General features: G+C 70.0%; 22 protein-coding genes and 1 tRNA gene. 8 read left to right on the top strand and 15 right to left on the bottom strand.

The features are described from left to right. The 4 genes from smpB to prfB form a co-directional block, all read right to left on the bottom strand. On the bottom strand, positions 1-477 hold the full coding sequence (gene smpB, locus RS82_RS03370; protein WP_045296901.1) for an SsrA-binding protein SmpB: 477 nt from the start codon (positions 475-477) through the stop codon (positions 1-3). Positions 478-571: 94 nt separating this feature from the next. Further along, positions 572-1,486, bottom strand: coding sequence for a permease-like cell division protein FtsX (gene ftsX / locus RS82_RS03365; protein WP_045296900.1), 915 nt, complete (start codon positions 1,484-1,486; stop codon positions 572-574). Further along, a complete protein-coding gene (gene ftsE, locus RS82_RS03360) occupies positions 1,483-2,619 on the bottom strand; it encodes a cell division ATP-binding protein FtsE (protein WP_045296899.1) in 1,137 nt (378 codons plus the stop codon). The genes ftsX and ftsE overlap by 4 nt, the downstream gene beginning before the upstream one ends. A gap of 85 nt (positions 2,620-2,704) precedes the next feature. Further along, entirely contained in the window at positions 2,705-3,817 is a 1,113-nt protein-coding gene (prfB, locus tag RS82_RS03355; protein ID WP_045296898.1) for a peptide chain release factor 2, read from the bottom strand. A 25-nt stretch (positions 3,818-3,842) separates the two neighbouring features. Between prfB and RS82_RS03350 the strand changes: the two genes are divergently transcribed. Next, positions 3,843-5,156 carry an MFS transporter gene (locus RS82_RS03350; protein WP_045296897.1) on the top strand — a complete coding sequence of 438 codons (1,314 nt, stop codon included), beginning with the start codon at positions 3,843-3,845 and terminating at the stop codon, positions 5,154-5,156. Further along, positions 5,153-5,485 (top strand): hypothetical protein, encoded by a 333-nt coding sequence (locus RS82_RS03345; protein WP_045296935.1) that lies wholly within the window; start codon positions 5,153-5,155, stop codon positions 5,483-5,485. The genes RS82_RS03350 and RS82_RS03345 overlap by 4 nt, the downstream gene beginning before the upstream one ends. Before the next feature lie 8 nt (positions 5,486-5,493). Here the strand turns inward: RS82_RS03345 and RS82_RS03340 are convergent, their stop codons facing one another. Further along, positions 5,494-6,468, bottom strand: coding sequence for a helix-turn-helix domain-containing protein (locus tag RS82_RS03340; RefSeq protein WP_245619499.1), 975 nt, complete (start codon positions 6,466-6,468; stop codon positions 5,494-5,496). Positions 6,469-6,592: 124 nt separating this feature from the next. On the opposite strand from RS82_RS03340, the gene RS82_RS03335 reads away from it, so the two are divergent. Then, positions 6,593-10,447, top strand: a complete 3,855-nt coding sequence (locus tag RS82_RS03335) for a S8 family serine peptidase (protein WP_052676672.1) — start codon at positions 6,593-6,595, stop codon at positions 10,445-10,447. A 125-nt stretch (positions 10,448-10,572) separates the two neighbouring features. Here the strand turns inward: RS82_RS03335 and RS82_RS03330 are convergent, their stop codons facing one another. After that, positions 10,573-11,397 carry a serine protein kinase RIO gene (locus RS82_RS03330; RefSeq protein WP_045296895.1) on the bottom strand — a complete coding sequence of 275 codons (825 nt, stop codon included), beginning with the start codon at positions 11,395-11,397 and terminating at the stop codon, positions 10,573-10,575. Positions 11,398-11,659: 262 nt separating this feature from the next. Here RS82_RS03330 and RS82_RS03325 point away from each other — a divergent pair, with 262 nt between their 5' ends. Then, positions 11,660-11,809, top strand: coding sequence for a helix-turn-helix transcriptional regulator (locus RS82_RS03325; protein ID WP_169748669.1), 150 nt, complete (start codon positions 11,660-11,662; stop codon positions 11,807-11,809). A gap of 19 nt (positions 11,810-11,828) precedes the next feature. Here the strand turns inward: RS82_RS03325 and RS82_RS03320 are convergent, their stop codons facing one another. The 7 genes from RS82_RS03320 to RS82_RS03290 are packed head-to-tail and all read right to left on the bottom strand — an operon-like array spanning position 11,829 to position 16,315. Next, complete coding sequence (locus tag RS82_RS03320; protein WP_245619498.1) at positions 11,829-12,281, bottom strand: pilus assembly protein TadG-related protein; 453 nt, start codon at positions 12,279-12,281, stop codon at positions 11,829-11,831. Then, positions 12,278-12,751, bottom strand: coding sequence for a M35 family metalloendopeptidase (locus RS82_RS03315; protein WP_045296890.1), 474 nt, complete (start codon positions 12,749-12,751; stop codon positions 12,278-12,280). The genes RS82_RS03320 and RS82_RS03315 overlap by 4 nt, the downstream gene beginning before the upstream one ends. Continuing rightward, positions 12,726-13,160: a TadE/TadG family type IV pilus assembly protein gene (locus RS82_RS03310; RefSeq protein WP_211255846.1), complete on the bottom strand. Its 435-nt coding sequence runs from the start codon at positions 13,158-13,160 to the stop codon at positions 12,726-12,728. Before RS82_RS03310 ends, RS82_RS03315 begins: the two co-directional genes overlap by 26 nt. Before the next feature lie 4 nt (positions 13,161-13,164). Next, positions 13,165-13,353 carry a hypothetical protein gene (locus RS82_RS03305; protein ID WP_211255847.1) on the bottom strand — a complete coding sequence of 63 codons (189 nt, stop codon included), beginning with the start codon at positions 13,351-13,353 and terminating at the stop codon, positions 13,165-13,167. A 30-nt stretch (positions 13,354-13,383) separates the two neighbouring features. Next, the gene (locus RS82_RS03300; protein WP_045296888.1) at positions 13,384-14,316 is read right to left on the bottom strand and encodes a type II secretion system F family protein; all 933 of its coding nucleotides are present in this window, start codon (positions 14,314-14,316) and stop codon (positions 13,384-13,386) included. Beyond that, positions 14,313-15,170 carry a type II secretion system F family protein gene (locus RS82_RS03295; protein WP_045296886.1) on the bottom strand — a complete coding sequence of 286 codons (858 nt, stop codon included), beginning with the start codon at positions 15,168-15,170 and terminating at the stop codon, positions 14,313-14,315. Before RS82_RS03295 ends, RS82_RS03300 begins: the two co-directional genes overlap by 4 nt. Continuing rightward, positions 15,167-16,315 (bottom strand): TadA family conjugal transfer-associated ATPase, encoded by a 1,149-nt coding sequence (locus tag RS82_RS03290; protein WP_045296884.1) that lies wholly within the window; start codon positions 16,313-16,315, stop codon positions 15,167-15,169. Before RS82_RS03290 ends, RS82_RS03295 begins: the two co-directional genes overlap by 4 nt. Positions 16,316-16,417: 102 nt before the next feature. Here RS82_RS03290 and RS82_RS03285 point away from each other — a divergent pair, with 102 nt between their 5' ends. From RS82_RS03285 to RS82_RS03275, 3 genes are all read left to right on the top strand, one after another. Further along, positions 16,418-16,624, top strand: a complete 207-nt coding sequence (locus tag RS82_RS03285; protein ID WP_052676671.1) for a PLDc N-terminal domain-containing protein — start codon at positions 16,418-16,420, stop codon at positions 16,622-16,624. Positions 16,625-16,693: 69 nt separating this feature from the next. After that, positions 16,694-16,775, top strand: a tRNA-Leu gene (locus RS82_RS03280). Between the two features lie 45 nt (positions 16,776-16,820). Next, positions 16,821-17,585: a DedA family protein gene (locus RS82_RS03275; protein WP_045296928.1), complete on the top strand. Its 765-nt coding sequence runs from the start codon at positions 16,821-16,823 to the stop codon at positions 17,583-17,585. 19 nt (positions 17,586-17,604) lie between these two features. Here the strand turns inward: RS82_RS03275 and ku are convergent, their stop codons facing one another. Beyond that, positions 17,605-18,507: a non-homologous end joining protein Ku gene (gene ku, locus RS82_RS03270; RefSeq protein ID WP_045296882.1), complete on the bottom strand. Its 903-nt coding sequence runs from the start codon at positions 18,505-18,507 to the stop codon at positions 17,605-17,607. Positions 18,508-18,578: 71 nt separating this feature from the next. Between ku and RS82_RS03265 the strand changes: the two genes are divergently transcribed. Next, positions 18,579-21,206: an ATP-dependent DNA ligase gene (locus RS82_RS03265; RefSeq protein ID WP_045296881.1), complete on the top strand. Its 2,628-nt coding sequence runs from the start codon at positions 18,579-18,581 to the stop codon at positions 21,204-21,206. Between the two features lie 9 nt (positions 21,207-21,215). Here RS82_RS03265 and RS82_RS03260 read toward each other — a convergent pair whose 3' ends face one another. Further along, positions 21,216-22,127: a cation diffusion facilitator family transporter gene (locus RS82_RS03260; protein ID WP_045296880.1), complete on the bottom strand. Its 912-nt coding sequence runs from the start codon at positions 22,125-22,127 to the stop codon at positions 21,216-21,218. Positions 22,128-22,149 lie beyond the last annotated feature (22 nt).

Below are 22,149 nucleotides of genomic sequence, written 5' to 3'. Positions count from 1 at the left end.
CTACTCGCCGAGGCGGTTGCGGGACCGCATCGCGCGCTCCGCCTCGCGTTTGTCCTCGCGCTCGCGGATCGTCTGGCGCTTCTCGAATTCGCGCTTGCCCTTGGCGACGGCGATCTCGACCTTGGCGCGGCCGTCCGAGAAGTACAGCTTCAGCGGGATCAGGGTGTAGCCGCCCGCCGAGATGGCGTGCGAGAGCTTGACGATCTCCTCCTTGTGGAGGAGCAGCTTGCGCGTGCGCTTGGACGAGTGATTCGTCCAGTGCCCCTGCGAGTACTCCGGGATGTGCACCGCGTCGAGGTACGCCTCGCCGTTGTCGATGTACGCGTAGCCGTCCGAGAGGTTCGCGCGGCCTTCGCGCAGCGACTTCACCTCGGTGCCGGTCAGCACGAGGCCGGCCTCGTACGTCTTCTCGATCGCGTACTCGTGGCGCGCGCGACGATTGGTCGCCACGACCTTCTCCCCGCGTTCCCTGGGCATGATGTCTCCTCGCTGATGCCGACCCGCTGGCCCCTGAGCCTGTCGAAGGGGCGGACGGCAGCCTGTCAGTCTACCCCTGCGACGGGGCCGATGATCACGCGCGCAGCCACCTGCGGATCGCGAAGCTCGCCGACAGCGCAGCGAGCACCACGCCGACGAGGATCAGGACGGGCACCACCAGCCACGCATCCGCCATGCCGACCCACGTCGTGACGAAGTCGACGCGGTTGCGCAGGTAGTTGTTGACGCCGAAGTGCACGCCGGCGATGACGGCCGCACTCGCGAGGATCGACCCGAGCAGCGCCGCGATCACGCCCTCGAGGATGAACGGCGTCTGAATGAAGCGATTGGATGCCCCGACCAGGCGCATGATGCCGAGCTCCCGCCTTCGCGCGAAGGCGGAGAGGCGGATGGTCGTGGCGATCAGCAGCACCGCGGCGATCAGCATCAGCACAGCGATGCCGACCGCGATGTACGTCGCGATGGTCAGGGCGGAGAACAGCGGGTCGAGGTACTGCATCTGGTCCTTCACCAGCTCGACCCCCTGCATGCCGCTGAAGGCCTCGATGATGACGTCCGACTGCTCGGGGTCGACGAGCGTGATGCGGAAGGTCTCGTTCACCTGCTCGGGCGTGATCATGCTCGCGTTCTCTTCGCCGGCGATCTGCAGCAGCTCGTCGTACGCCTGCTGGTGGTCGAGGAACGTCAGGTCGCGGATGAGGGGCGCCAGCGCGCTGCCCTCCAGCTTCGCGCGCACCTCTTCGACCTGCTCGGGCGACGCCTCGCCGTTCGAGCACGTCGCCGGCGTCGAGATGCTGGTGCACATGTACACCGCGACCTGCGCGCGCTCGACCCAGAAGTCGCGCATCGTGCCGATCTGCATCTGCATGAGGATCGCCGCACCGACGAACGTGAGCGACACGAAGGTGACCAGCACCACCGAGACGACCATCGAGACGTTGCGCCGGAGGCCGGTGAACGCCTCCGACATGATGAGTCCGAACCTCATGAGGTGGGCCCCACTTCGTCGTCGGGATCGGTGGTGCCGAGGCCGAGCCGATCGGCGAGACCGAGCTCCTCGACCTGCAGCTCGACGGCGTCGACGAGCGGGATCGGCTGGGTGTGGGTGGGCTTCGCGGGAGCGGACGCCTCGGCCGCGGGCGCATCTTCGACGACCGGCTCTTCGAGGGCCTGTGCAAGGCCCTCCGCCTGCTGGGCCTCTGCCGCCGTGACCGCGACCGCGGCGGCTGCGGCGGCCGCAGCCGCCGCGACACCGGCGGCCGGCGACGCTGCGCCCGGTTCCGCACCGACGGCTTCGTCGTCGTCCTGCACGGCCGTCGGGTCGAGGCCCGCAGCCGCTGCGATCGCGGCTTCGCGCTGAACTTCGAGCACCGCGGTGAGCGCGGCGACAGCGGCGGCGCCGCGCTCCGGCTCCGGCGCGAGGCTCGGCAGGCTGGACCGGTCGCCGTACCCGCCGTGCCGCTCGTCGCGGATGATCTCACCGTGGCGCAGTTCGATGACGCGGCGCTGCATCTGGTCCACGAAGCCTGCCTCATGGGTGGCCATCACGACGGTGGTGCCGCCCGCGTTGATGCGCGCGAGCAGCTGCATGATGTCTATGGATGTCGCAGGGTCGAGGTTTCCGGTCGGCTCATCCGCGAGCAGGATCTGGGGCCGATTCACCAGCGCACGGGCGATCGCGACACGCTGCTGCTCACCGCCCGACAGCTCGTGCGGGAACCGCTTCTCCTTGCCGGCGAGGCCGACGAGTGCCAGCACCTCGGGGACCGCCTGCTGGATGAAGCCGCGCGACGATCCGATGACCTGCAGCGTGAACGCGACGTTCTGGAACACGGTCTTGGTGGGCAGCAGCCGGAAGTCCTGGAAGACCGCGCCGACATGGCGGCGGAAGTACGGGACCTTGCGGTTCGACAACGTGCGCAGGTCGCGCCCGAGGACGACCACACGCCCTTCGGACGGCGTCTCCTCGCGGAGGATCAGGCGGAGGCAGGATGACTTGCCGGAGCCCGATGCGCCGACGAGGAAGACGAACTCCCCGCGCAGCACCTCGAAATCGACATCGCTCAGGGCGGGTTTGGAAGTGCCGCGAAAGCGCTTCGTGACGTTCTCGAACCGGATCATGGCCTAACGAGCCTATGCGGACGCCACCCGCCCCGGTTCAGCGACACTCGTCGTTTGCGCATCGGTCTGACGAGTGCGGGCCGGATCAGTCGTCGTCGTCCTTGCGCTTGCGCCAGCGGATGCCGGCGGAGATGAAGCCGTCGAGGTCGCCGTCGAAGACGATCGCCGGGTTGCCCACCTCGTGGCCGGTGCGGAGGTCCTTGACGAGCTGCTGACCGTAGAGGAAGTACGAGCGCATCTGGTCGCCCCAGCTCGCGGTGATGGTGCCGGCGAGCTCCTTCTTCTTCGCCGCCTCCTTCTCGCGCTGCAGCAGGAGCAGGCGGGTCTGCAGCACGCGCATGGCTGCGGCGCGGTTCTGGATCTGCGACTTCTCGTTCTGCATCGACACCACGATGCCACTGGGGATGTGGGTCAGACGCACCGCGGAGTCGGTGGTGTTGACCGACTGACCACCCGGGCCCGACGAGCGGAAGACGTCGACGCGCAGGTCGTTCTCGGGGATGTCGACCTCGACGGCCTCTTCCATCACCGGGATCACCTCGACGGCGGCGAAGCTCGTCTGTCGCTTGTCGGCGGAGCCGAACGGGCTGATCCGCGCGAGCCGGTGCGTGCCGGCCTCGACCGAGAGCGTGCCGTACGCGTACGGTGCGTCGATCTCGAACGTCGCCGACTTGATCCCGGCGCCCTCCGCGTACGAGGTGTCCATGACCTTGACGGGGTACTTGTGACGCTCGGCCCAGCGCAGGTACATGCGCATCAGCATCTCGGCGAAGTCCGTGGCATCGTCGCCGCCCGCGCCGGAGCGGATCGTCACGACCGCGGAGCGCTCGTCGTACTCGCCGTCGAGGAGCGTCTGCACCTCGAGCTGGCTGACGATGTCCTCCAGCTCGGCGATCTCGTGGCGCGCTTCTTCGGCGGAGTCTTCGTCGTCCATCTCGTTGGCGAGCTCGACGAGCACATCGAGATCGTCGAGGCGCTGCTCGACGTCGGTGACGCGCTTGAGCTCGGCCTGGCGGTGGCTGAGGGCGCTGGTGACCTTCTGCGCCTTCTCGACGTCATCCCACAGATTGGGGGCGCCGGCCTCCTCGCTGAGTCGGGCGATGTCGGCGTTGAGTGCCTCGACGTCGACCACGGCCTTGATGTCGGCGAACGTGGAACGCAGGGCCTGGATGTCGGCGGAGGGATCGAAGTCGAGCATGACACTCCAGACTAACGTGGAAGCGATGACCGATCACACAGGCTCCCCCACCGCTCGTGACGTGCTGTGGCGGTTCGGGCCGATGGTCTACGGCCCCACCGTGCTGTTCGCGCTCGGCGAAGGCGCCGTCATCCCGCTGATCCCCGTCATCGCCGCACAGCTCGGCGCGGATGTCGCCACCGCTGCCCTCGTCGCTTCCGCGCTCGTCGTGGGGCAGCTCTGCGGCAACATCCCCGCGGGCTGGGCGGTCGCCCGTGTCGGCGAGCGGCTGACCATGGTGATCGCCGGGGTCATCTCACTCGGCGGGGTGGTGGGCATGGCGTTCGCGCCGTCGCTCGGCATCTTCGCCCTCGCGGTCTTCCTCATCGGCTTCTGCGCCGCGGCCTTCGGCCTGGCCCGCCATTCGTTCATGACGACCCGTGTCCCCCTGTCGTTCCGCGCTCGCGCACTGTCGCTGCTGGGCGGCACGTTCCGCCTCGGCATGTTCGTCGGCCCGTTCGTCGCGGCCGGACTTCTCGCCCTGTTCGGCGACGAGCGCGCCACGATCTGGTTCTTCGGCGGATGCCTCGTGGCCACGGTGCTCCTGGTGCTCCTCGGCCCCGACCCCGAGAAGCGATTCCTCATGCCGGAGGAGCAAGCGCTGCGCGACGCGTCCGTCGACACCGAAGACACGGGCGAGCCGGTCACCGGTTCCATCCGCCTTCCACGGCGGGAGACCTCCGGCACCGTTCCCGGAACCGGCGTGTTCCGCACGATGTGGCGGCACCGCCGCGTGCTGTCGACGCTCGGCCTGGCCGCGGCATCCCTCTCCGCCGTCCGTTCGGCGCGCCAGGTCGTTCTGCCGCTGTGGGGTGTGTCGATCGGCCTCGACGCGCAGACGATCGCCCTCGTGGTCGGGATCTCGGGCGCGATCGACTTCGCCCTCTTCTACGCGAGCGGACAGGTCATGGATCGCTTCGGGCGGCTGTGGGCCGCCCTGCCGGCCATGATCCTGATGGGTGCGGGCTTCGTCGCCCTCGCGTTCACGCACGATCTCCCCCAGGCGGCGATGTGGTTCGCGATGTTCGCGGCGGTGCTGGGCGTCGGCAACGGCCTGTCGAGCGGCATTCTGCTCACCCTCGGCGCCGACGTCGCACCGAAGGCCGACCCCGCACCCTTCCTCGGCTCGTGGCGGACCCTGACCGACGCGGGCGGCGCGGTCGCACCCCTGCTCGTGTCGGTCATCGCCGCCGTCGCGTCCCTCTCCGTCGCGACCGGGATCATGGGTGCGATCGGTCTCGTCGGCGCGCTCGCCTTCGTGCGGTGGGTGCCGCGCCACGTCCCGCAAGCACGCCCGTGAGCGAGGTCGTGAGATTCTGCCGCAGCCGCAACGACGGACGTCGCTGCACACGCCACCTCGGGCATGCCGGACTGCACCGCCACCGCACGATCATGTGGACGGATGCCGGCGCAGACCCCACGCAGTGCCCCGGCTCTGGCGAACCCGGCGAGCCAGCAGCCACCCTCGCCGACGGCTTCCCCGGCGGCCGCGCGCTGTGCCCGGTGTGCCTGCGGTTCGTCCCGCTCGACGACGCGGGTCGCCTGATCAGGCACGACACCGCAGACGAGGGCGAAACGGATGCCGAGGCCCGGCGTCGCGCCGAGTGGTTCAACACTCACGGCTGGTAGCGGACGCGTCACACCCAGTTCCGCCGCACGGCCTCAGCCCCCAGCTGCATGCGCGTGGTGACGCCTGCCGTCTCCATCAGGTCGGATACCCGGCGCTGGACGGTACGCAACGAGATGCCGAGCTGCGCGGCGGCGGCAGCATCCGTCACGCCGAGAAGGAGCAGGCGGAGGAGGTCGGTGTCGACGGCGTCGGCGGTCGGGACGGCGGCGATCGGCAGGAACTCGGTGGCGGCCCGCCAGTACTCCTCGAAGATCGAGGTCACGAGGTCGAGCAGGCCGCTGGGATGGATGAGGAGGGCCCCGAATCCCTGATCCTCGGCCTGCGAGTGCATGGGCACGAGCGCCATCTGGTCGTCTGCGATGAACATCCGCGTGGGCAGCGTGGGCAGCACCCGGATCTCCTCGCCGATCTGGGCCATCTCGCGGGCCGCGTCGAGGAAGCCCGGTCGTTCGAGCACTGCATTCTCGACGATCACGCGATACCGCACGCCGCGCGCGAGCGCGCGGTCCTCCTCGATGTTCTCCTCGCCGCTCAGCAGCGCGACTTCGTGCAGCACGAGCACGCGCACCTGCTCGACGGAAGCCGCCTGCAGCTGCGCGACGCGCTGGCGCACGGCGTCGTCGCCGATCACGACATCCACAACGTCAGCCACGCTGCGCTGCTCGGCCGAACGACGGTAGAGGTCGCTGAGTTCGACGAGGGCCTCGTGGGCGCGGGTGAGCCCGCGCTCGCGCTCGAGCAGCAGGGGGCGCAGCGAGATCGAAGGCGGCGAAGCCACGAACCGGTCGCTGCGCGCGGCCTGGCGGGCGAGCAGGCCGAGGCGTTCCAGCTCGGCGACGATCGGTCGCGTGCGCGGCAGAGAAATACTGAGGCCCGACCCGATCTCCGCGGTCGACGCTGACGGCTGCTGCAGCACGAATCGGTAGACCGCGGTGTGGGCCTCGTCGAGGCCGAGCGCATCGAGCACGGCGAGCTTCTCCATCTGTTCATCGTCACCCACCGACGTTGGCGGATGCAGGCCATGGCATTTCTCCGCCATCCACTTTATGCACCCGGCACAGGAAGGTGGGGGTTACACGGATCCCCACACACCGAGAGGCTCGCGCATGTCACGACCCCAGCCCTTCGGCCCTCGCCTCCGTCCGATCGTCGCCGCCACAAGCGGCCTGACGATCGCGATCGCAGGCATCGGCCTCACCACCCTGCCGGCGGCCGCCACTTCCGCCCCAGACAACTCCCCCGCCACACGGGCGGTCGCCGGCAGTTCCCACTCCGTCACCCTCATCACGGGTGACCGCGTCACCGTCACCGACCTCAGCGACGGCACCCACACGGTCTCCATCGACACCGCCGTCGACGGCGCCGGGGTCCGCACGTACGAGGCGGCGGGCGATCTTCACGTCGTCCCCGACGCGGCGTTGCCCTACCTCGCGTCCGGCGCGCTGGACTCCGATCTGTTCAACGTCACGCTGCTCATCGACTACGGCTACGACGACGCGACCGTCGACGCGACGCCGATCATCGTCGAGCAGGACACCGCAGCGGCCAGGTCCTTCACGGCACCGGTCCCCGGCTTCGACGTGCTGACGCCGCTCGAGAGCATCGGCGGCGCCGCGGCGACCCTCGGCCACGACGCCGCAGCATCCGCGTGGCAGTCGCTCACGGCGCCGACCGCGCGCAGCTTCTCCACTGCCCCCGGCTTCGCCGGAGGCATCCAGTCCATCCACCTCGACGGCAAGGTGCGCGCGACGCTCGACTCGAGCGTGCCCTACATCGACGCCCCGGAAGCGTGGGCTGAGGGCTACACCGGTCAGGGCGTGACGGTGGCGGTTCTCGACACCGGCTACGACGACACCCACCTCGACCTGCAGGGCCACGTGAGCGCCGAATCGAAGAGCTTCGTGCCCGGCGAGGACGTCGACTCCGACCCCAACGGCCACGGCACGCACGTCGCGTCCACCATCGCCGGCACGGGCGCGGCCAGCGGGGGCACCCACCGCGGCGTCGCCGACGGCGCCCAGCTGCTCGTGGGCAAGGTGCTCGGCGCTGACGGCTACGGGCAGGACTCATGGATCATCGACGCGATGGAGTGGGCCGGCCAGAACGCCCCGATCGTGTCGATGAGCCTCGGTTCGACGGAAGCCTCCGACGGCAAGGACCTGATGGCGGAGTCCCTGAACCGCATCTCGGAGGAGACCGGCACCCTGTTCGTGGTCGCGGCCGGCAACGCCGGCGCGCCCGAGACCATCGGCGCCCCCGGCTCGGCGGAGCGAGCGCTCACGGTCGGCTCGGTCGACGACCCGTCCGGTTCGCTTTCGTACTTCACAAGCCAGGGTCCGCTCGCGCGCTCCGGGGCAATGAAGCCCGACGTCACCGGTCCCGGCAACGACGTCACGGCCGCACGCTCGGCCGACAGCCCCGGAGAAGGCTCCTACGTCGCGATGAGCGGCACGTCGATGGCGACGCCCCACGTCGCCGGCGCCGCCGCGATCCTGCTCGGCGCCCACCCCGACTACACGTCGGCCCAGCTCAAGGCTGCGCTCGCGAGCAGCGCCGTCGACCTCGGCTACACGCCGTACCAGGGCGGCACGGGCGTCATCAACGTCGCGGCCGCCCTCGATGCACCGGTCATCGCGTCGGGCACCGGCGACTTCGGAATGCTCGCGTGGGGACAGGCGCCGGCGCCGGTGACCCGCACGATCGAGTACACGAACCGCACAGACGCCGAGCTCACGGTGGCGCTCGAGCCGACGCTCAGCGATACAACCCCCGACGACGGCACCGGCGAGCCGGGCCCGCTCTCGGACGGCATCGCGTTCGACGCCCTCACGATCGACTCCGCGTCGCTCACCATCCCCGCAGGCGAGACCCGCTCCGTGACCATGACGGTCGACCCCGCGAAAGTACCGGCCGGCACGCAGCTCTCGGGCGCGCTCGTTGGCCTCGTCGACGGCGACGCGGTCACGCGCACCGCTCTCGGCACGATCGCCGAGGCCGAGCGCTACGACCTCACCATCACGGCGACGGGCTTCGACGGCAACCCGGTCCAGACGTACGCGTTCCTGTGGAACGCGGCTACGCAGTTCGCCGAGCCGATCCCCGTGGACGGCGAGACGACGCTCCGCCTCATGAAGGGCGACTACTCGGTCGTGTCGTTCATGGAGCTCAGCCGGACGCCCGACACGATCGCCAGCGTCCTCGTGGGCGAGCCGACGCTCCAGCTCGACGGCGACAAGACCGTCGCTCTGGACGCCCGCGCGGCGAAGCAGGTCACCCTCGACGTCGGCGAGAAGGGACTCGAGCCGGTCTTCCGCCGCATGGACATGAAGGTGGGTGATTTTCTCGCCAGCGCCACGATGCCGGTGTGGACGGATGAGATGTGGGCGCAGCCGATGAAGATAGACGACGCCGACTTCGGGTTCACGACGCGCTGGCGCCTGCAGACGCCGCTGCTCACGGTGAGCGCCGGCAAGAACGCCCTGGATCTCATCCTCCAGCCAGGTTCGACCTTCCTCGACGGCTCGTTCAAGGCCACTGCGGTCGAGGCCGGCTCGGGAAGACCCGACGAGCTCGCCGCGGCAGAGGTGGGCGGCAAGATCGCCGTGGTCACCCGCAGCACCGACCTCTCCCCATCCGAGCAGGCTGCCAACGCCGCCGCGGCGGGGGCGAAGCTTCTCGTCCTCGTCAACGACGCGGACGGCGAGTTCAGCACGTGGGTCGGTTCGGAGGCCGACTTCTCGAACGTGTCCATCCCGGTCGCCGGCATCAGCGGCGTCGAAGGGCGAGCCCTGCTCGGGCAGCTCGGCGGGAGGAAGAAGGTCACGCTGTCGGCGGTGGGTGTGCCCACGACGGACGTCGTGTACGACATCGCCGAGTACGGCGACGGGCAGATCCCGCAGAAGCTGGCGTACAAGCACTCGTCGAGAGACCTGGCTCGTATCGACACACGCTTCCACGGCCAGCAGGAGGAGCTGGCCGAGTTCCGGTACGACTTCGTCCCCGGGGCACAGTACGGCAGCGGGTTCCCGTTCCGCGCGCAGCGCGGCATGGATCGCACCGAATGGGTCAATACCGACAGCCTCCGCTGGAACCAATGGGTCGCCGTCAGCTCCGTGATGTGGGAGATCCGCGACAAGCAGACGACGTACACACGCGGCGAGCGCACCTCCGAGGAGTACTTCGGCGGCATCGTGCGCCCGTACGTGGCCACCGGGTTCTGGGTGCCCTACCGTGTGTCGGACTGGGCCCAGGTCAACATCCCCAGCTGGGCGGACGGCGGTGACGCCGACCACACCGGGACGTTCGACACGTGGGTCGAGCCGTCGACCGTGCACCAGACCGCCGATGTCTACATCGACGGACAGCTCGTCAAGCAGCAGGAGCACCAGGGCGTGAATCTGTTCGACCTCCCTGACGGCGACCAGCAGTGGCGTGTGGTGAGCACGGCGACCCATGACGGCGCGCATCTCGAAGGATCGACGAGGACGGTCAGCGACTGGACCTTCCGTTCCGCGGGCAAGCTCGGCGACTGGGGCAACCGCCTGCTGCCGATGATCCAGGCGTACTACGACGTCGACGTCAACATCGACAATCAGGTGGGCCAAGGTCGCAAGAAGGGTTCGGGGGTCACGCTCGGCCTCGAACTCGGTCATGTCGCCGGCACCTCGCCCGCCGGTGCCATCACCGGTGCGACGCTGGAGGCGCGCGGGGAGAACGGACAGTGGAGGCCGGTGGAGCTGAAGTCCGCCAAGACGGACGCCCCCACCGGGGCGGTCGAGGGTGACGGCGACATCTTCGTCACGAGCCGCGCGTGGGTCAGCGGGTTCACCGCGCAGATCCCCGTGCCCGACAAGGGCGGCTGGGTCGACCTGCGCGTCACGGCGAAGGACGCCGAGGGCAACACCTTCACGCAGGAGATCGAGAAGGCGTTCGAGGCCACACCGGCCAAGGGCGTCCGGTAGTCCAAGGGTCCGGAGACCCCGGCGCACGCGCGCCGGGGTCTCCGGCGTTCTCTCCGGTCGTTCGCGCCCGCAGCACGTGAAGCAGATCCCCGTGTCCAACGTCCGCGACTCCACCTGACCCACGCTCACCAGAGCATCGCGACGAGGTGGGCGAACACATCCTCGGGGTCGTTTTCGAGGCCGCGACGGGTGAACCACGTCGACACGTTGACGACGTCACGGTGGAGGAAGTCGAGACCCTGAGGGTTCGCGGCGACGTCGACGATCTGCGGGAGATCGATCACGACGACACGGCCGTCGTGGTGGAGCAGGTTGTAGGGCGAGAGGTCGCCGTGTGCGTATCCCGCGTGCGCGAACGCCTCGAGCATGCCGACGACCTGGTCGAAGGCGCTGCGCAGCTGCTCTCCGTGCAACCGGCTCTGCGCCAGCCGCGGCGCGGCTGCCCGCCCCTCGCCGACGAACTCCATGAGCACCTCGGTGCCGCTCACCTGCACCGGATACGGCACCGGGACCCCCGCGCGCCAGGCACGGCAGAGCGCGTCGAATTCGCTCACCGCCCAGTGGCCTGCAGCGACCGACCGCCCGTATGAGGACCCGCGATTCACGGCCCGTGCGTCGCGCGTGTTGCGCATCGTGCGCCCCTCCTCGTAGCTGCCCGAGCGGTGGAAATCACTGTGATGGGAGTCGCGGTAGCGCTTGGCTGCCAGGAGCACGCCGGCGGTGCCGGGCACCGCGCGCTCGATCAGGTGCACGTCGGCTTCTTTGCCGGTCTTCACGACACCCAGCTCGGTATCGAACGCGCCGGACGCGGTGACGACCCATTCCGGGTGCGGCAGCGGGCCGCGCTGGGTGGGCGGAGAAGCCGGCCACGTGGACCAGCGCTGATCGCGGCCGGGTTCGAGATCCGGCGAGAGAACGGATGCGGACGCGTCGAGGCGTTCGTATGACATCGGTGGGACACTCCAGGACAGGAGGTCGCCGACGGGTCAACGCGTGCGGGCGACCTCGCGGAAGGGGGTGGGGTTGCGAGGCGCTACAGAGACAGCCATCGTTCTTCCTCCCTCCGGTCCGGTGTGCGGGCACGACGCTCGCACCGACTCCGGGACACTGTAGCCGACGGCATCCATCGCATCCACCCTTCATCCGTGCGCACGCACACGGATGGCGCCCGGATCGGGTCCGGACGCCATCCATGACGGTCGCACGGAGGGGATGTCCCAGAAGCAGGTCGCCACCGAGATGGGCATCAGCATCAAGACGGTCGGCGCGCACATGCAGAACGTGCTCGGCACGCTCGATGTGCACTCGCGCATGGAGGCGGTTGCGCGCGCCGCGCGCGCCTCGGCCACGTCGGAGGCGTAGCGCCTGCGAACCCCGCGCGTCAGCGCAGCGCCGTGCGGCTCGTCGCGGTGGATTCGAGGGCGACGCCGCCGGGCACGAACACGGTGACGATGGGAGGCTGCCACTGCCCGGCGACCCGCACCCGCGCGGAGACCCCGTCGGGGGTCGAGGCCGAGACGAGTCGCGCCTCGGGATCGAGAGCTCCCATCATCGCCTCGGCTTCACGGCGCACCCCCGCGTCGGTGAGGGTGGCGACCGGCTCGCCACCGACCACCGTCAAGTCGAACCCATCTGCCGCGGCCAGAGCCGCGGCATCCGCCACCGCGTCGAGCTGCTTCTGCGCGAGGTACAGGCTCGTCGCGGCGGTGCACACGAGGATCACCGCGATCGCGAGCACGGCGTAGCCGAGGGTGAGGATGAGGACGCTGCCTCCGTCGTCGGGATCGCGTGACTCGGGCTTCGGGGCGAGGGCGCGCCGTACCTGAGCGATCACCGCTCGCTCCAGAAGCGCGAGACCTTGTGCGCCGAAGAGGCCTCGATCGGGATCGCGGCGATGCGCTCCAGGTCGAGCACGGGCGGCACGAGCGGCAGCGTGACTGTTGTGCGGACGCGCACGTGCAGTGTCGCGCCCGCCCGCGGACAGATGCCGCTCGACGGCGTGCAGGCGATGGAGAGGTCGACGTCGTCGAGTCCGTACTCCTCCGACACCGCCCCGAGCACCGCGTCGGCCCGCGTGCGGGCGTCGTCGACGTCGCTCGCCGTCGACACCGCGCGCGCGATGTGACGGGCGGCGGCCTCCGCACCGAGGCTCTGCCCCTGGATGAGGCCCAGCGTCACGACCAAGTAGACGAGGGGCACCAGGAGGAGGAGCCCGACGAGGATGAACTCGAGCGCCGCCGATCCGCGATCGTCGCCGAGCGGACCCGCTGCGATCTCGTCAGCCGAACGATTCGACCGGTGCATGCGCCGTCACCTCCAGTCCACGCGATGCACCGAGCAGGCCCACAAGGGGCAGCGTCGCCCGGACACGCACCTCGATGGTCTGCTGACCGAGCGACGCCGTCTCCTGCACGCTGACCTCGGTGGCGTACCCGGCGCCGATCGTGCGACCCACGATGTCGCGCGTGCGTTCCGCACCGTCGCCGAGCGTCGTGTCGGCCAGGGCCGCGTGATACGCGCCCTCCACGGCTGCGTCGTGCACGACGTTGCGGACGTACACGGCGAGGCCGAACTGCAGCACTCCGAGGGTGAGCACGGTGAGCAGCGTCCCGACGAGGACGAACTCGACCGGACTCGCCCCGGCGTCGTCGATCAGGTCTGCGGCGAGTCGGGCGCGTACGCCCGACACGGCGCGGGCGAGGACGACACGCACGACGTCAGAGCCCGGAGACGCGACTGATCGCCTGCTCGAACAGGTCGGCCAAGGCAGGCCCGGCCATCGCCCAGATCACGACGACGAGCCCCGCGGTCATCAGCGTGATGAGGACCCACCCGGGGACGTCACCCCGCTCGTCGTCGGCGAGGTCGCGCGCGGTCGCGCGAAGACGAGCAGCGAGGTGCAGCATCCGTGCTTTCATCATTTCTCCTTCCGGCCGTCAGCCGAGTCCGAGTCGCAGCATGAAGATCCCCGGGAACACCGCGAAGAGAACGCTGAGCGGGAGGATCAAGAAGACGAGCGGAAAGAGCATGTAGATCTCCTTCCGGCCCGCGCGTTCGATGAGTGTGCGCTTCGCGTCCTCGCGGGCGTCGATCGCCTGCGCCTGGAGAACGTGCGCGAGCGGCGCGCCTCGCTCTATCGCCGCCACGAGCTGGTCGATCGAGCGGGTGAGAGCGGGGATCTCAAGGCCCGCGGCAAGGCGCGTGAGGGATTCCGACAGCGGTGAGCCGGTGCCCACCGCCACGACGACGCCGCGAAGCTCCGCGGTGAGCTCCCCCGCGCCCACGTCGCTGACACGACGCAGCGAGTCGAGGATGCCCTCGCCCGCCGAGAGGCACAGCGCGAGGAACTCGAGCACCGTCGGCAGCTCCTCCTCGATCCGCGTGGCCCGTGCCCTTGCCGCACGCGTGAGCCACGCGTCGTACGCGAGGGCCGCCGCAACGGCGGCGACGGGCGGCAGCAGCCCGAGGACGGGCGATCCGCGGCCCACCAGTACGAGCACGACGACCACTCCGCCGCCGATCGCGAGTCCGGCGATGGCCCAGGCGAGCTGCCGCCCGCGGAAGCGGGCCGCGTCGATCGTCCACGCGGCTTGATGCAGGCGACGGGCGAGCACCGCATCTCCACCGGCCAGCCGCGCGAGGCGGCGATGCGCGAACGCCGACCACGCGAACGGCGAGCCCCCGACCGCGGGGGCGGCCACGTCGAGCCCGCGCGGATCGGTCACATCGCGGATGTAGGGCGCGATCCGCCGCGCGAGGCTGGGCGCGCCCCACCGCGGAGCGAGCGAGATCAGCAGGCACACCCCGACACCGAGCGCCGTGCCGAGCACGACGGCGTACGCGACGTCGCCCATCGCGAGCCCGATCACCCGAACCACCGCCTCGGTTCGGGGAGGCGGCCGAGACGGATCATGAGCCGGTACGCGACGAGCGACACCGCCGCGCCGACGAGGATGAGCGCGATGCCGCCAGGACTGCCGTACGCGCGGGCGCCCTCGGGACGCATGGCGAGCATCGCGAGGATGACCCATGGGGCGATCACGCCGAGCACGGCCGCGCCCCGGATCCACGACTGCCGCGATTCGACCTCGGCCCGCAGCGCCGCGTCCGCTCGCACGGAGGACGCGAGCGCGCGCAGCACCGCGGTGAGCTCGGTGCCGCCTACCTGACGCGCCATGCGCAGGGTCTCGACGATGCGGTCGGCGACGGGGTCGGCCAGATTCGTCTTGAGCCGCTGGACGCTCGAGTCGAAGTGCCCCGACGCCGCCATGTCGCGCGCGAACGCCGCGAACGCAGGCCGCAGTTCAGCGGGAGCCGAGTCTGCGAGGCTGGCTACCGCGTCGGGCAGCGACATCCCCGCGCGCACCGACGCGATGAGCAGATCGCAGACGTCCGGCCAGAGTCCGCGCCGCGTGCGCAGCAGCTTCGAGCGACGCGAGCGCAGCCAGGTGAAGGGAGCGAGCGCGCCGGCCACGGCCGCGACCAGGGCGAGCGCGGCCACCGGCGCGATGAGCCATGCCACCGCGGCCGCCACTGCCGCGCACACCCCCGCGACCACGACGACCGAGGGCACCGACGCGCGTGCCATCCCCGCGTCTTCGAGAAGTCGCGAGATCCGCCCGCGGCGCGTCACGCTCGGGCGGCCGGAGCCCGCGGGCCAGAACCACGGCGACATCATCAGCAGCAGCCCGGCGGCGAGCGCCGCTCCCCATACGAAGGTCACGCGTCGACCGTCCGGTAGAGCGTGCGCGCGGTGATCACGCCGTCCGCGACTCCGGTCGGCGCGACGATCTCGACCACGCGTCGTGCGCCGCTCGCGTCGCGCTCGCAATGCGCGACGACGTGGACGGATGCCGCCACCGCCGGCTGCACGAAGCTCGCGTCGATGTTGCGCCCGGCCAGCAACGGCAGCGCGGCGAGCTTTCCGAGCGCTTCGCGGGCGGAGTTGGCATGGATCGTGGCGGCTCCGGGAACGCCGGTGTTGAGCGCCAGCAGCAGGTCGAGCGCCTCGGCATCGCGCACCTCGCCCACGACGAGCCGGTCGGGGCGCATGCGCAGCGCCTCCTTCACGAGCCGGCGGAGCGTCACCTCGCCGGTGCCCTCGAGACTCGGCTGCCGGCCCTGCAGGGCGACGAGATCCGGCGCAGCGACGGCGAGCTCGAAGGTCTCCTCGACCGTGACGATGCGCTGCTCATGCGGGCACGCCGCGATGAGCGCGCCGAGCAGCGTCGTCTTCCCCGCATGCGTCGCCCCCGAGACCAGCACCGACTGCCCCGCGATCATCGCGTCGCGCAGCAGCGTGGCAGCTTCGGGGGCGATCGAGCCCGCGGCGACGAGTCGCCCGAGATCTCGGTACGCGGGAAGGAACTTGCGGATGTTGACGGCCCAGTGCCGGCGGGTGATGTCGGGGATCACGACATGAAGCCGGGAGCCGTCCGGAAGCGACGCGTCGACGAACGGCTGACTCAGGTCGACCCGCCGACCGCTGGACTGCAGCATCCGTTCCACCAGATCGCGCACCGCGGTATCGGTGAGCATGAGCGGCGTGCGCTCCGGGACTCCGCTGCGGGCCACGAAGATCCGGTCGGGTGCGTTGATCCAGACCTCCTCGACCGTCGGGTCGTCGAGGTAAGCCTGCAGCGGGCCGAACCCTGATACCGCGGCGAGCACTTCCCGCACGCATGCCGTCTCGTCGTCGACGGGCGCGAGGCCGCGCGCGAGAGCGAAGTCGTTGTGGCGGCGCACCTCCGCACGGGCGATCTGCGCGGCGAACTCGGGGTCGCGGGCCGGATCCGACCGCTCCGCGCGGAGCAGTTCCCGCACACGCTCCGCCACGAGGGTCGCGACGGGGGCGGCGGGGGAAGTCACGCAGGCATCCTCCCAATTCGCCGCAGAGCCAGCCGAAAGTTATCCACAGATGCGGGCGGACCGCCGGCGCGGCAGGATGGAGGAACAGACGAAGGGACGAAGATGACCAAGACGGAGATGGCCCCTGCGGCGAAGGCAGGACTCGGCGTGCTCGGCATCGTGCAGGTCGCGTTCGCGTTCCTCGCATTCTGGGATCTCGCCCATCGCGACCCCGACGAGGTCCGCGGGCCCAAGGCCGCATGGATCCCCGCGCTCCTCGTGAACTGGATCGGTCCTGCCAGCTACTTCCTGTTCGGGATCCGCCGCTAAACCTCCTGGCCGACCGGGGGCCCACCCCACAGCCGACCCTCAGTCCCCTCAGTAGACTGAGAGCCACTCGCGGGAGTGGTGAAATCGGCAGACACGCAGGATTTAGGTTCCTGTGCCTTCGGGCGTGTGGGTTCAAGTCCCACCTTCCGCACGCGAGTTCTCGCATCCTCCGCCGACTGACGACGGGACAACCATCGTGCACGCAGTTCCCACAGCCCTGATCCCCTGGCTGGATCCGGCCGCCATCATCGAATGGGCAGGGCCCTGGGCGCTGGTCGTCGTGTGCTTCATCGTGTTCGCCGAGACAGGGCTGCTCATCGGCTTCCTGCTCCCGGGTGACACGCTGCTCGTCATCTCCGGCCTGCTGACGCACACGAGCAACATCTTCGGCGTCAACATCTGGGTGGTGTCCCTGCTGATCGGCCTCTCGGCCTTCGTCGGCGGTGAAGTCGGGTACTACATCGGCCACAAGGGTGGCCCTGCGGTCTTCGAGAAGAAGGAATCAGGCCTGTTCAGCGTCAAGAACGTCGAACGCACCAACGCCTTCTTCGAGCGGTTCGGCGGGCTCACGATCATCCTGGCGCGCTTCGTGCCGATCGTCCGCACCTTCGCGCCCGTCGCCGCCGGCATCGGCCACATGAACAAGTGGAAGTACACGCTCTACAACCTCATCGGAGCCGTGCTGTGGGGCTTCGGGCTCACGATGTTCGGCTACCTGCTCGGCTATATCCCGCCCGTCGCCACGTTCGTCGAGAACTACATCGACCTCATTCTCCTCGTGGCCGTCGGCGGCACCGCGCTCGTGACGCTGTGGCACTACCTCCGCGAGCGCAGCAAGGCCAAGAAGGCCGCCGCGGCGGGTGAGGACGTCGTCACCGACCACGCCGAGGCAGAGGCCCTCGTGCTCGATCCCGAGGTGTTCGAACGGGGCCCCGAGCACGGCGAGGCGCCCAAAGCCTGAGCCGACGGCGTACCGCCGGTCAGGACGCCTTCTTCTTCTTCGCCGCGGGCTTCTTGGCGGGCGCCTCGGCGTCGGCCTTCGCCGGGGCTGCAGCATCCGTCCCTGAGGCCGCCTTCGCGCCCGCGCCCTCACGGGCTGCACGGGACTTCTCGACGCTGGCGCGGAGCGCGGCCATCAGGTCGATCACCTCGCCACCGGCCTCCTCTTCCTCCTGCTCGCCGAAGGTCTCGGAGGTGTCGAGTGCGTCGCCCTTCTCGAGCTTCGCCTCGATGAGGGTGCGCAACTCCTCCTGGTACTCGTCCTTGAACTCCTCCGGATCGAAGTCGCTCGAGAAGCTCTCGACCAGCGATGCCGACAGCTCGAGCTCCTTCGCCGAGATGCGCACCGACTCGTCGAGCGACGGGAACGCGGCTTCGCGCACCTCGTCCGCCCACAGCAGTGTCTGCAGCACCAGCACGTCGTCGCGCACCCTGAGCGCCGCCAGCCGGGTCTTCTGCCGGAGGGAGAACCGCACGATGGCCGTGCGATCGGTCTGCTCGAGCGTCTTGCGCAGCAGCACATATGCCTTGGGAGAGGCCGAATCCGGCTCGAGGTAGTACGCGCGGTCCAGCGTCAGGAGGTCGATCTGCTCGCTCGGCACGAACTCGACGACGTCGATCTCGCGACTGCGTTCCGCCGGCAGGGACTCGAGGTCCTCCTTGGTCAGGACCACGGTCTTCTCACCGTCGTCGTAGGCCTTGTCTATGTCGGAGTACGGCACGACCTCACCGTCGATCTCGCAGATCCGCTGATAGCGGATGCGCCCGCCGTCCTTGTTGTGCACCTGATGCAGCGAGACATCGTGGTCCTCGGTCGCCGAGTACACCTTCACCGGCACGTTGACGAGCCCGAACGTCAGTGCACCCTTCCAGATCGCTCTCACCCCACCAGTGAACACCAGGGCGCCGACACGCGGCCACCCCTTGCGCGACGCCGCGCCGATACTCTGAGCGCATGGCGGGCGACGAGCAGCTGGTGCGCATCGGCGGCCGCCGCCTGCGCATCACGAACCTCGAGAAGGTGCTCTACCCCGCGACCGGCACCACCAAGGGCGAGGTCATCGACTACTACTCGCACATCGCCGAGCTGCTCATCCCCCATGTCGTGGGACGACCCGTCACCCGCAAGCGGTGGCCGGACGGCGTCGGCACCGACGACGACCCCGGCATGGTCTTCTTCGCGAAGGACCTCGAGCGCGGCGCGCCGTCGTGGGTGCGAAGGATGCCGATCCCCCACTCCACGGGCACCAAAGAGTATCCGCTGGTGGGCGATGTGCCGACGCTCGTCTATCTGGCTCAGGTGGCGAGCCTCGAGCTGCACGTGCCCCAGTGGCGCTTCGCGCTTCACGAACAAGCAGGCGGGCGCCTCGACGCCGTCGGGGGGCGCGGGCCCGCCGACCGGCTCGTACTCGACCTCGACCCCGGGCCCGGCGCCGGGCTTGCGGAATGCGCCGTGGTGGCGGGTTGGGCACGCGAGATCCTGCTCGACATGGGGCTCGAGCCCTACCCCGTCACGAGCGGCAGCAAGGGCATCCACCTGTACACGGCGCTGCCGCCGGGGCAGTCCACGGAGCAGGCCTCCGCGCTCGCGAACGAGCTCGCACGTGCGATCGAGGCCGACCACAAGGACCTCGTGGTCAGCAGCATGAAGAAGGCCGAGCGACACGGCAAGGTGCTCATCGACTGGAGCCAGAACAACGGATCCAAGACGACGATCGCGCCGTACTCGCTGCGTGGCCGGCCGCATCCGACGGTCGCCGCGCCGCGCACCTGGGACGAGCTCGACGATCCCGGGCTGCGCCACCTCGAGTTCACCGAGGTGCTCGAGCGGGCCGAGACCATCGGCGACCCCATGGCCGCGCTGGGGTTCCACGCGGGCGGGCGCGAAGCCGAGTCGGGTCCGCTTTCGGCGTACATCTCCAAGCGGAGCGCCGACCGGACCCCCGAGCCGGTGCCGGCGAACCCCCTCGGCGCGTCGCCTCACGGCGAACTGCCGCGATTCGTCATCCAGGAGCATCACGCGACCGCACTGCACTGGGACTTCCGCCTCGAACACGACGGCGTCCTGGTGAGCTGGGCCGTGCCGCGCGGCGTCCCGCACTCGTACCAGCGCAACAACCTCGCGATCATGACCGAGGACCACCCCATGGAGTACGCCACGTTCGAGGGCACGATCCCTGCGGGCGAATACGGCGGCGGCACCGTGACCATCTGGGACGACGGCCGCTATGAGCTGGAGAAGTGGCGTGACGACGAGGTCATCGCGACCCTCGAGGGGCGCCCCGGCGGCCCGCTCGGGCGTGTGCGGCTGGCGCTGATCCGCACGGCCGGGCAAGGTGAGAAGTCCAGCTGGCTCCTGCATCGAATGAAGACGGATGCTGCCGGCCGGCCTCAGCCGAGCGGCGCCGTCGTCGAGCCCAGTCCCCAGGCCGATGCGCCTCGCCCCTCTGGCGGGCGCGCACCTGTCGGGCGGGAGTCCGCTTCTGCCGGCGATGCGAGCTCCGGCTCGAACAAAGATCCCGAGCCTCACCGGACCCGTCAGGCGAACCGGACCCTCACCGGCGATCCGCGCGAGCACGCACAGCCGGCAAGGGCATCAGAGCTGCGCCCGATGCTCGCGACGAGTGCGACTCCCGCCCAGGCGCGTCTGGCGGCGCGCACGTGGGCCGATCGCGGAGAGGGCACCGACGCCTGGGTCGAGATGAAGTGGGACGGCATACGCGCGGTCGGCGCATGGGACGGGCGGCGCCTGCGCCTGTTCGCCCGCAGCGGCAACGAAGTCACGCACCGCTACCCCGAGCTGACGGCGGTGGACGCCGGCCTCGGTGCGGAGCCGTGCGTCGTGGACGGCGAGCTCGTCGCCCTCGAACCCGACGGCAGGCCCAGCTTCCCGCTCCTGCAGACCCGGATGAACCTGGAGCACGCCGGCGACATCGCTCGCGTGGCGCGGCGGACGCCGGTGCGGTACTACCTGTTCGACGCGCTCTCGCACGACGGCGACGACCTTGCCGCGCTCACGCTGCGCGAACGCCGTGATGTGCTCGAGGCGGTGGCCGCAGCATCCGTCGAAGCGATCACCGTACCGCCCGTGTTCGACGATGTCGACGCCGCGCTCGACACCAGCGAGCAGCTGCGCCTCGAGGGCATCGTCGTGAAGGACCCGGCGTCGCGATATCTCCGCGGCGGCCGCTCGGAGTCCTGGTTGAAGGTCAAGAACACCCGGACGCAGGAGGTCGTGATCGCGGGCATCCGTCCCGGCAAGGGCGGGCGCAGCAGCACCTTCGGGTCGCTGCTGCTCGGCATCCCGGGCGCCGACGGCCTGCAGTACGCCGGCCGCGTGGGCAGCGGGTTCAGCGACTCGACGCTGTCGATGCTGCTGAAGAAGCTGACGCCGCTGCGCACCGACCGGAACCCCCTGGTCGGCGTGCCGCCGCTCGACGCGCGAGACGCGCTCTGGGTACGGCCCGAGCTCGTCGGCGAAGTCGAGTACGGCGAGTTCACCCCGGGCGGCATCCTGCGCCACCCACGGTGGCGAGGGCTGCGCCCCGACAAGTCCCCCGCCGAAGTGCGCCGCGAAGACTGACGTCCGGCGCTACGCGTGGGCTTCGTGCTCGACGTGTCCGGCGGGCTCGAGCTGGAAGGTGGAATGCTCGACGTCGAAGTGGTCGGACAGGCACGACTGGAGGGTGCTGAGGATCCCGGCGGCCCGGCCGTCGGTGAGAGCGGCGCCGTCGACGACCACGTGCGCGGTGAACACCGGCGCCCCGCGCGTGAGCTGCCACACGTGCACGTCGTGCGCGTCCACGACCCCGGGTGTCGCGAGGATGTGCTCGCGGATCTCGTGCACGTGCGTACCCTCGGGCGCCGACTCGGCGAGTACCGACACGACTTCGCGCAGCAGGCCGACCGCGCGCGGGATGATCATCGCCGCAATGAACAGCGAGGCGATGGCGTCCGCATGGTACCAGCCGGTGGTGACGATGACGATCGCGGCGACGATCACGGCCGCCGAGCCGATGAGGTCTCCGAGGACCTCGAGATACGCGCCGCGCACGTTGATGCTGTGTCGCTGGGCGGAGCTCAGCAGCCACATCGCCACACCGTTGGCCACGAGCCCGACGATCGCGACGACGAGCATGAGGCCACCGGCGACCTGGGTCTGCCCCGGGTCGAGCAGGCGGGAGATGCCTTCGAACGCCACCCATCCCGACAGCACGATCAGGATGACGCCGTTGACCAGGGCCCCGAACACCTCGGCGCGCTGATACCCGAAGGTGCGGCGGTCGTTCGCCGGCCGGGCCGCGACGGTGCTCGCGATGAGGGCGATGACGAGGGCCGCGGCATCCGTGAACATATGCGCGGCATCGGCGAGAAGCGCGAGGGAGCCCGACAGCACCGCGCCGACGATCTGCACCACCATGACGGTGGAGGTGATCGCGAGCGAGATCGCGAGGAGGCGACGGTTGCCCGTCCCTCGGATCCCGGTCGGCGCGTGGTCGTGCATGAGCCCAGGCTAAGCCCGGGAC

Origin of the sequence: Microbacterium trichothecenolyticum (genome assembly GCF_000956465.1) — a bacterium.
In the GTDB taxonomy this organism is placed as follows: Bacteria; Actinomycetota; Actinomycetes; order Actinomycetales; family Microbacteriaceae; genus Microbacterium; species Microbacterium trichothecenolyticum.
Note: the sequence above shows the minus strand (reverse complement) of the source record. Positions and strands in the feature narration are given on the sequence as shown.

Bases quoted from the DNA above. Each gene is read 5' to 3' on its own strand.
- RS82_RS03350 (WP_045296897.1), top strand. From the start codon at position 3,843: ATGACCGATCACACAGGCTCCCCCACCGCTCGTGACGTGCTGTGGCGG.
- RS82_RS03330 (WP_045296895.1), bottom strand. From the start codon at position 11,397: ATGTCATACGAACGCCTCGACGCGTCCGCATCCGTTCTCTCGCCGGAT.
- prfB (WP_045296898.1), bottom strand. From the start codon at position 3,817: ATGCTCGACTTCGATCCCTCCGCCGACATCCAGGCCCTGCGTTCCACG.
- RS82_RS03315 (WP_045296890.1), bottom strand. From the start codon at position 12,751: ATGCACCGGTCGAATCGTTCGGCTGACGAGATCGCAGCGGGTCCGCTC.
- ftsX (WP_045296900.1), bottom strand. From the start codon at position 1,486: ATGAGGTTCGGACTCATCATGTCGGAGGCGTTCACCGGCCTCCGGCGC.
- RS82_RS03325 (WP_169748669.1), top strand. From the start codon at position 11,660: ATGTCCCAGAAGCAGGTCGCCACCGAGATGGGCATCAGCATCAAGACG.
- RS82_RS03265 (WP_045296881.1), top strand. From the start codon at position 18,579: ATGGCGGGCGACGAGCAGCTGGTGCGCATCGGCGGCCGCCGCCTGCGC.
- RS82_RS03305 (WP_211255847.1), bottom strand. From the start codon at position 13,353: ATGCTGCACCTCGCTGCTCGTCTTCGCGCGACCGCGCGCGACCTCGCC.
- RS82_RS03285 (WP_052676671.1), top strand. From the start codon at position 16,418: ATGACCAAGACGGAGATGGCCCCTGCGGCGAAGGCAGGACTCGGCGTG.
- smpB (WP_045296901.1), bottom strand. From the start codon at position 477: ATGCCCAGGGAACGCGGGGAGAAGGTCGTGGCGACCAATCGTCGCGCG.
- RS82_RS03340 (WP_245619499.1), bottom strand. From the start codon at position 6,468: ATGGAGAAGCTCGCCGTGCTCGATGCGCTCGGCCTCGACGAGGCCCAC.
- RS82_RS03335 (WP_052676672.1), top strand. From the start codon at position 6,593: ATGTCACGACCCCAGCCCTTCGGCCCTCGCCTCCGTCCGATCGTCGCC.
- RS82_RS03260 (WP_045296880.1), bottom strand. From the start codon at position 22,127: ATGCACGACCACGCGCCGACCGGGATCCGAGGGACGGGCAACCGTCGC.
- ftsE (WP_045296899.1), bottom strand. From the start codon at position 2,619: ATGATCCGGTTCGAGAACGTCACGAAGCGCTTTCGCGGCACTTCCAAA.